This window comes from Flavihumibacter cheonanensis, assembly GCF_022352215.1.
In the GTDB taxonomy this organism is placed as follows: Bacteria; Bacteroidota; Bacteroidia; order Chitinophagales; family Chitinophagaceae; genus Flavihumibacter; species Flavihumibacter cheonanensis.
Window position 1 is genome coordinate 1 of sequence record NZ_JAKRWF010000137.1, and the last position, 286, is coordinate 286.

1 protein-coding gene is annotated in these 286 nt (G+C 66.8%); it reads left to right on the plus strand.

The genetic code is table 11. From position 1 onward, the window contains the following. Nucleotides 1-286, plus strand: a 286-nt coding sequence (locus tag MD536_RS21425; protein WP_239603822.1) for a class I SAM-dependent methyltransferase, incomplete at both ends; no start/stop codon positions are given.

The window sequence follows — 286 nt, forward strand, 5'->3', positions numbered from 1 at the left end:
CCGTTCGCCGATGACGCCTTCGATGCCGTCGTATCCTTCGAAACCCTGGAACACCTGGAGGACCACGACGGCCTGCTGCGGGAGTTCCGGCGGGTGCTCAAGCCGGGCGGCTTCCTGCTGATTTCCTCGCCCGACAAGGCGGTCTACAGCGAGCGGCTGCAGAACCGCAATCCCTTCCACCTGCGGGAGCTGCACCGCGACGAGCTGGAGGCGCTGCTGGGCAGGCATTTCCCGGCCTGCCGCCTGTGGGGCCAGAAGCTCGGTTTTCACTCGGCCATCTGGTCGC